Origin of the sequence: Thalassovita mediterranea (assembly GCF_001458435.1) — a bacterium.
In the GTDB taxonomy this organism is placed as follows: Bacteria; Pseudomonadota; Alphaproteobacteria; order Rhodobacterales; family Rhodobacteraceae; genus Thalassobius; species Thalassobius mediterraneus.
This window is the reverse complement of sequence record NZ_CYSF01000015.1, coordinates 76837-85166: the sequence shown is the minus strand read 5'-3', so window position 1 is coordinate 85166 and position 8330 is coordinate 76837. Positions and strand designations below refer to the sequence as shown.

Below are 8330 nucleotides of genomic sequence, written 5' to 3'. Positions count from 1 at the left end.
TACAAATTGATNTCGATGAGTTTTTCAAGATAGTTTCTTGGGATTGAATCAAAATACTTTTCGAAATCAATTTGTACTGCGATCAGCTTTCCATCTGGGCGATATTGCCCAAGAGCAATGATGGCATCGAACACATTGCGATCAGGTTGATACGCATATGAGAAAGGAGACATTCGTTTTCGGTTTCTGTCTCTTGCAGCTCGGAACAAGATGTTAGCTAGCGCCGTATCAGGGATGGAGAACGCCATAATCTCGCGAAATCCACCAGTTGGTTTTGGTATTGTGTATCTCACTGCAGGAGTCGGTTCGTACGTTCCAGCCAGAACAGAAGCCCATATAGCTTTAGCTTGGACATTCGCATTTTTGATGCAATGTGTAGGATCAAAATGCCTATGAGAATAAGTTGGGCCTTTTGGCCAGCCGTCTGCCGCAGCGACACCTGTCCTTTTAGTGAACTTAGTCTTATATTTTTCAACAGTAGCGTTCTCAGATTTTTGCTTGTCGAACGCTTTGCGGCAAAGCTTTTTAATCTCGTCGCGTAGTTCTTTTTTCATGGTGTCGGCAGCAGTGCTTAAAGTAAGGGTTTCCGGTAGCACTAACTGGGCACCACCGTCGCCTCTTGTGTTGCCACAAAAAACGTCATCGGCCCCTTGGGAACCGGGTACATGCACCGCCGCCTGTGCTTCACGCCATAAATAACGCTATCCTTGATTGATTCGCGTATCAACTCTCCATCTTTACGAGTGTAGAGAGTTGACAGAATAGTCATCGTTACCAAGTTCAAATCAACTTTGGCTCCAAGCTCCGACCTGACGTATGCGGCCAGCGACATGACTTTCGCAGATATACCTCGAGACGACCCAATAACAGTTTGCTATCGTCAAACCCAGCGCCCCTCACCTACTTCCCAATCCAGATCGGTGTCCCGACCTCGACCATGGCATAGATCTCTTCGATCTCTTCATCGGTGACGGCGATGCAGCCGGCGGTCCAGTCTTCGATCCCGTTGCGGAATTTCTTGGGGCGACCGTGGATGAAGATATCACCGCCCGGATCAACACCCGCGGCGCGGGCTTCGGCCAAGTCGCGTTGATTGGGGTAGTTGATACCCAGTGACAGATGGAACCGGCTTTGCGGGTTGAGGCGGTCGATGAAATACAGCCCCTCGGGCGTGCGCCCATCGCCCTCTTTCACCTTGTCGCCCGTCGGGGCAAACCCCAGAGAGATGTCGTAGGATTCCAGCACCCGCTTGTTATGCAGCAGGTACATCCGACGCTCTTCTTTCTTGACCAGAATTTGTGTCACCTCGGGACCGTTGTAACGCTTGAATTTCGGATCGCCGCCGCAGCTGGCCAATACCGACAGGGCCAATAGCCCCAATAGAACCCGTAACCTGCTCATTGCCTGTTCCTGTGCCTCATATCTGCACCCAGCGTTAAGGCCGCTGGTGTATTTACATCACCATAGCGCAAAGCCCGTGCCAGCGTGATGCAAAACGACGTGACCTCACGCCTTGCGGCTGAATTTCGCCACCAGTTCCACATGTGACGACCAGCGGAACTGATCGACCACCTGCACCCAGTCCATCTGGTAGGGCCCTTCGGTCAGGATGCGGGCGTCGCGGGCGAAGGTGACAGGGTTGCAAGAGACAAAGGCAATCACCGGCACGTCGGACTGCGCCAGTTCGCGCACCTGTGCCTCGGCGCCTGCGCGGGGTGGGTCGATCACAACGGCGTCGGTTTTGCGCAGCTCATCCGGCATCAGGGGACGGCGGAATAGGTCGCGGGCCTCATGCGTCACCTTTTTCAACCCCTGCGCCTGACGCCAGCCGCGATCAAGGGCGGCCATCATCGCCTTTTCGCCCTCAACCGCGTGGACCTCTGCCGTTTTGGCCAAAGGCAGCGCGAAGGTGCCGCAGCCGGCGAAGAGGTCGATCACTTGTTTGGCGTTGCCGACAATCTCTTGCACCGTGGTCAGCAGATCCTGTTCGCCCTCAGGAGTGGCCTGCAGGAAGGCACCAGAAGGCGGCGCAACCTGCGCGGCGCCGAACTGTTGCAGCGGGGGTTCACGTTGACCGATCACCTCACCATCCCAGGACAGGCGGGCCAGTTTGTACGCCTCCACCTCAGCCGACAGGGCAATGCGCAGCGCCTCGTCCAGCGGTTTGCCACCCGACACGGCCAGATCCAGACCGGTCAGCGACATGGTGGCCAGAACGCTCAGCTCGCCCTTGCGACTACCGCCGATTGTCGCCAGCTTTTCGGCCACGGGCATCGCTTTCATCACCTCGGGGTGTAGCAGTTGGCAATCCGGCACCTCGACGATCACATCCGATCCTTTGGCGTGGAAACCGGCCATTGCGCCCTTTTTGGTGCGGCGCACAGACAGGCTGGCGCGGCGGCGGGTTTGCGGCGGCGAGGTCAGGATCGGGCGCAGCGGTGCGTCCAGCCCTTGGGCGGTCAACGCTTGCTGCACCACGCCCAGTTTCCAGTCGGCGACATAGTCGTCAGAGGCATGCTGCAACTGACAGCCACCGCAGGATTTGTAATGGCGGCACTCTGGCGAAACGCGGAAATCCGACGGTGTGACAATACGCACATCCTTCAGGCGGCTTCCCTCAACGGTGCCGCGCACTTCTTCGCCCGGCAGGGTCATCGGGGCAAAAATCGCACCCTCATCGCCCTGCACAATGCCATCGCCCTGATGGCCCAAACGTGTGATCTGATATGTCTGCATGGGCGCCTGATAGCCAAAGCGCCCAAGTTTCACTAGTGCTAAATGCGTTTTGGTTTGAAACGATGGCTTCTAATATATGTCCCGCCCAACAGGTACTGTTGGGCCGCGCCGACCCGCCCCCACAGGGCGGCGCGATTGCGCCACCCCTCGGGTCGGCGCTAGGCTTGCAACCTATTTACACCCTACTCCGCCGCTTCCGGCTGCCCGGCATCCTCATCCGCGCCGATAAAGCCGCCGGATTGACGATCCCAATAGCGCGCATAAAGGCCGCGTGCCGCCAGCAGATCGTCATGGCTGCCCTGTTCGACGATGCGACCCTGATCCATCACGATGATGCGGTCCATCTTGGCAATGGTGGACAGACGGTGGGCAATGGCCAGCACGGTCTTGCCCTCCATCACCCGTTCCAGCGCGGTTTGAATGGCGGCCTCCACCTCGCTGTCCAGTGCCGATGTCGCTTCATCCAGCACCAGAATGGGCGCGTCTTTCAGGATCGCGCGGGCCAGAGCGATGCGTTGACGTTGCCCGCCCGACAGTTTCACACCGCGTTCCCCCAGATGGGCGTCATAGCCTTCACGCCCCTCGCTATCGCGCAAGGCACTGACAAATTCATGCGCTTCGGCCTGTGCTGCGGCGTGGATCAGCGCGGCCTCATCCGCATCAGGACAACCGTAGAGGATGTTGTCACGGGCCGATCGATTGAACATCGCGGTTTCCTGCGTAACCATCCCGATCTGACGACGCAGGCTTTCCTGTGTCACCCCGCGCAGGTCCTGCCCGTCGATGCGGATCGCGCCGCTTTCGGCCTCATAGAGCCGCAGGAGAAGCGAGACGAGCGTGGATTTCCCCGCGCCAGAGGCCCCGACAATACCCAGCTTTTCACCAGGTTTGATGGTCAGGGTGATGTCACTCACCCCACCCACATCACGACCATAGGCGAAGGAAACCTGATCCAGCGCGATCTCGCCCCCACACACCTCAAGGGTACGGGCGTCTGGTACATCCTCCAGCCGTTCGCGACGGGTCAGGGTTTTCACCCCATCCTCTACCTCACCGATGCTGGAATAGATCCCCATCAGCGCAAAGCTGAACCAACCGGTCATCTGCGACAGACGCAGGGACACCGCACCAGCGGCGACGATATCACCGGGACTGGCCTGTCCCAGCGACCAGAAATAGAGTGCCGCCCCAACGAGGCCGAGGGGCAAAAGCCCGCCCACCAGCATCAGCACCGTGCGAAACGCCGCGGAGGTCGCGCCGAAGGCCAGCCCGATATCACGGAACCGGCGCATTTGATCCAGCGCGGCGCGATCTTCGTGATCGGCGTGGGCAAACAGTTTCACCGTTTTGATGTTGGTGATCGTGTCCACCACCTGACCGGTGACACCGGCGCGGGCGCCAGCGCGCGCCTTGGACCGCACGCGCACGCGTGGCAGGAAATAACGCAACACGCCGACATAGGCCGCAAACCACAGGGCAAAGATCCCCGCCATCCGCCAATCAATCGCCATCAGCAGCACCATACTGCCCACCGCAGCCGCCGCGGCGAAGGCGACCACATGGATCACCTCATTCACCGCTTGGGTCAGGGCGCTAGCGGTTTGCATCTGTTTCTGCGCGATGCGTCCGGCAAAATCGCTGTCGAAGAAATCAACCGATTGCCCCATCGTCCAGCGGTGCAACCGCGACAGCACCAGCGGGTTCAGGTTCGGCCCGACGATGTACCCTGTCGTCAGCGCAGACAGCCCCTGAAACACAGGCCGTACAAGAATGAAAAACAGAACTGCCGCGATCAACAGCGCGGCATTCGCGTCCATGTAGCCCGCCACAGTGCCTTGGGCCGCCGAATCGACGACGCGACCCAGAATATAAGCGGTCGTCGCCTCCAACGCGCCGCCAAGGCTGGCGAGGACGAAGGCCAGAAACAACACCGGCCCCGTACCCCGCAGCGCCCAGCGCACGAAGGCAACCGATGTGGTCGGCGGCGGACCGTCTGCCGGTTTGAAAGGATCAATCAAGTTAAGGTGTTTCAGAAAACCAGACATTGGGCGCCTTACAGAAATGTGGGGTGTAAACGGTTTAGCACCCTCGCAAATGGGCTGGGGTCTGAAAACGGCGTTTCGATTGGGTTTACAGATAGCAGTGCCCGAAATTTGGCAAGGCTTGCGCGTTAGCTTGCGTCAATTAGCGCCGCGCGGTCGGCGGTGAAATCGGATGCGATCCATAGCGCCTCCAACCGGCGCAGCGCATCGCCAAGGGCGCGGCCGTGGAACCGACCGGGAAAAGCCTCCATCAGATCGGCAGCTTTCACCGGGAAGGTGGCCGCAGCGCCGTGATCCACAGCCGCGAAACTGCCGGACATCAGCGGCATTTCCAACATCGCCGCGCGTAACAGCAAGATACCCCGCGCCATATCTGCGCCATGGCGATAGCCCAGCTCCCCTGCCCCTTCAGCAGTGCCGATATGATCGCGGTAGATCGCCAGCCGCTTGCGCTGTTCATTGGACAGGCGCAACCCACGGCCATCCTCTTCCCCGCCCAGCGCGGCCAGACGGCGGATACCGTCGGCGGCCATATCTGTTTGCTGTTCCAGATGCACCAAAGGCGCCAGCGCGCGATCGTCCACACCCTGCAACACCATCGCCAGCGCACCGCATTGACGCATCGCGGCAACGGCCTGTTCGGGGGCCGGCGCAGACAAGAGTTTGATCAACTCTGATCCGACACGTTCGCGCGAAAGTGCCTCTATTCCAGCCAAATTCGTGGCAATTGCGGCCAATGCGTCAGCATCCAACCCTTCCGCCGCGTCGCCATACCAAGCGTGAAAACGGAAGTAGCGCAGGATGCGCAGGTAATCCTCGCGGATGCGCTGTGCGGGATCATTGATAAACCGGAACCGCCGCGCCTTGAGATCGTCCAGCCCCTGACCCAGCGGGTCCACCACCACACCCGCAGCATCGCAATAGAGCGCATTCATGGTGAAATCGCGCCGCTCTGCATCCTCGACCATCGTGTCGGCAAAGGCGACGACAGCGCGGCGGCCATCGGTTTCGACGTCCTTGCGGTAGGTGGTAATCTCATGCGGGATGCGGCCACTGATCACCGTGACTGTGCCATGATCAATGCCTGTGGGCACGGCGGTCAGCCCCGCCGCCTCTGCCAGTTCCATCACCCGTTCGGGGTGGGCATCGGTGGAAATGTCCAGATCACTGACCGGCGCGTCCAACAGCGCGTTGCGCACACAGCCACCGACAAAATGCGCCTGATGGCCCGCGTCCGTCAGCATCGCGCAAACGGCCTGTGTCTGGGGCTGCGTCAGCCAATCGCCCGTAACCTTAACCATCCGTTAATCCGCCATCCGTTCCGCCAGCCCGCGCAGCATCCGCGCGGTGGCGCCCCAGATGTAATAGGGCCCCCAAGGCACGGTGAAATAGGGGCGCGGCTTGCCCGCCCAGATGCGTTGCTGCACCACATAGTTCGCCGGATCGGCCAGATGAGACAGCGGCACTTCAAACACCTCTTCGACCTCACCGGGTTCGGGTTTGGCGACAAAATCGTCCCTAATCCGGCCCAAAATGGGGGTCACGGTAAAACTGGTGACGGTTTCATGCGGCGGCAGTTGGCCAAAAACTTCGACCTGATCGACGCGCAACCCGACCTCTTCCCACGCTTCGCGCAGGGCGGTGGCGGTCACATCCGCGTCGCCCTCATCCACCTTGCCACCGGGGAAGGCGATCTGGCCGGGGTGATGTTTCAGACGCGACGACCGTTTGGTCAGCACCACATGCGGGCCATTCCCGCGATCAATGAAGCCCACCAAAACAGCCGCAGGGCGCAGTTTGCGCCCCGCTGGCAAGATCAAATCAGGGTTCAGGTCAAAATCCGAGGTGTCAGCGCCAGATCGGTCCAGCGCCGCGACCACGGTTTCCATCAGCCCCGTGTGACGGGGATCAGCTTTCTGACTGTCCTGCATCTTGCGCCTTTTCTGCCTCAAACCCAACGGTTGCTGGGTCCAGATCGTAATGCGCCCCGCAGAATTGGCAATCCGCTGTAACGCGTCCTGCGTCGGTGGTCATCGTTTCGATGTCCTTGGCGGAATAGATCGACAGCGACTGGCGCACGCGCTCTTCGGAACAGGTGCAGCCGAAGGTGATCGGTTGCACGTCATAAACGCGCGGCTGTTCCTCGTGGAACAGGCGGGTCAGCAGGGTGGCAGGGGTGACCTGTGGACCGATCAGCTCCAGCTCTTCGACGGAATCCAGCAGGATGTTCACGCGGTTCCAGTTTTCACCGTCATCGCCATCCACCAGATCACGGGCGTGCATCAGGCCATCATCACCGGTGGCCTCTTCGCCCTTGGCGAAGGGGGACGCTTTCGGCATGTGCTGCAGCATCACGCCGCCCGCGCGCCAGTGTTCAACAACCCCCGGTTCGATCGACTGACCGAAGGACAGCTGGAACCGTGTCGGCAGCTGTTCGGACTGGGCAAAATACGCCTCGGCACACTCGGACAGGGATTTGCCTGCCAGCGGGGTCAGACCCTGATAGGGGGTCATGTTCTGACCTTGGTCGATCATGATGGCGAAATAGCCCTTGCCCAGCTGATCAAACGGCGCTGCATCGGTCAGTCGGTCAGGATCATAGCTGGCATAGGCGCGGATGCGGGCGGGTTCGCCTTCTTCGGTCGGGCCATAGTAGTCGGTGGCGATCATCCGCACGGGACCGTCAGACTGCACCTGCAGCGACAGTTTCCAGCGCAGCTTCACCGTTTGGCCGATCAGCGCGGTCAAAAGCGCCATTTCCGCCACCAGCGCCTCTACCACGGCGGGGTAGTCGTGCTGTTTCAACACGTTGCTCAGCACACCGTCCAGCCGCGCAACACGGCCACGAATATCAGAGTTGTCCAACTGGAACGGCAGTACTGTGTCGTCCCAAGCGAGTTTCGATCCAAGGGTCATGGGGTTTCCTTATGCGCCGTCGCTTGGCATAGAGGGAGGACAAGCTGAACGACAGTCTGTGGCAAGGGTATTTGCAGGGCGTAAGCCCTGAATTTGGCACATGGCATACAGGCTGAATATAGGCAGGACAAGCGCCAGTCCAAGGGGTCACAGGCCCGTGACCCTGGAGGGAGAGCGCGGCACAGGGATAAACAGACATGATCCGACGCTTTGGCGAGGCACCAAAAGCCGACAAACGCTACAAAATCCGCCCCGGCGCCTATGTAATCCTGCCGCGCGGACGCGACATGCTGGTCACCTTTCAAGAAGAGCCGACACCAGAGTTTCAACTGCCCGGTGGTGGCGTAGATGCAGGCGAATCCCCCCTTGTGGCACTGCACCGCGAGGCGTTTGAAGAAACCGGTTGGTCCATCGCTTATCCCCGCCGCTTGGGCGCCTTTCGCCGCTATACGTTCATGCCGGAGTACGACCTCTGGGCGGAAAAGATCTGCACCATCTATATCGCCCATCCGGTGCGACAGATCAGCGACCCGCTAGAGGCAGGCCATAGCGCCCATTGGCTACCGATTGAGGCCGCGGCAGAACTGCTGGGCAATGAAGGCGACCGTCACTTTGTGCAAAAACTGCTGTGATCGG

At 59.8% G+C, this 8330-nt stretch carries 7 protein-coding genes; 1 reads left to right on the top strand and 6 read right to left on the bottom strand.

Annotation, left to right across the window (positions count from 1 at the left end; genetic code table 11):
• Positions 1–900 precede the first annotated feature (900 nt).
• The 6 genes from TM5383_RS13495 to hslO form a co-directional block, all read right to left on the bottom strand.
• Complete coding sequence (locus TM5383_RS13495; protein ID WP_058319573.1) at positions 901–1401, bottom strand: L,D-transpeptidase family protein; 501 nt, start codon at positions 1399–1401, stop codon at positions 901–903.
• Positions 1402–1506: 105 nt separating this feature from the next.
• Positions 1507–2736, bottom strand: coding sequence for a class I SAM-dependent RNA methyltransferase (locus TM5383_RS13490; RefSeq protein WP_058319583.1), 1230 nt, complete (start codon positions 2734–2736; stop codon positions 1507–1509).
• Positions 2737–2918: 182 nt separating this feature from the next.
• Complete coding sequence (locus tag TM5383_RS13485; protein WP_370695973.1) at positions 2919–4781, bottom strand: ABC transporter ATP-binding protein; 1863 nt, start codon at positions 4779–4781, stop codon at positions 2919–2921.
• 125 nt (positions 4782–4906) lie between these two features.
• A complete protein-coding gene (locus TM5383_RS13480) occupies positions 4907–6079 on the bottom strand; it encodes a CCA tRNA nucleotidyltransferase (protein WP_058319572.1) in 1173 nt (390 codons plus the stop codon).
• A 3-nt stretch (positions 6080–6082) separates the two neighbouring features.
• Positions 6083–6709 carry a CoA pyrophosphatase gene (locus TM5383_RS13475; RefSeq protein WP_058319571.1) on the bottom strand — a complete coding sequence of 209 codons (627 nt, stop codon included), beginning with the start codon at positions 6707–6709 and terminating at the stop codon, positions 6083–6085.
• Positions 6687–7694, bottom strand: a complete 1008-nt coding sequence (gene hslO / locus TM5383_RS13470; RefSeq protein WP_058319570.1) for an Hsp33 family molecular chaperone HslO — start codon at positions 7692–7694, stop codon at positions 6687–6689. The genes TM5383_RS13475 and hslO overlap by 23 nt, the downstream gene beginning before the upstream one ends.
• 197 nt (positions 7695–7891) lie before the next feature.
• On the opposite strand from hslO, the gene TM5383_RS13465 reads away from it, so the two are divergent.
• Positions 7892–8326, top strand: coding sequence for an NUDIX hydrolase (locus TM5383_RS13465; protein ID WP_058319569.1), 435 nt, complete (start codon positions 7892–7894; stop codon positions 8324–8326).
• Positions 8327–8330 lie beyond the last annotated feature (4 nt).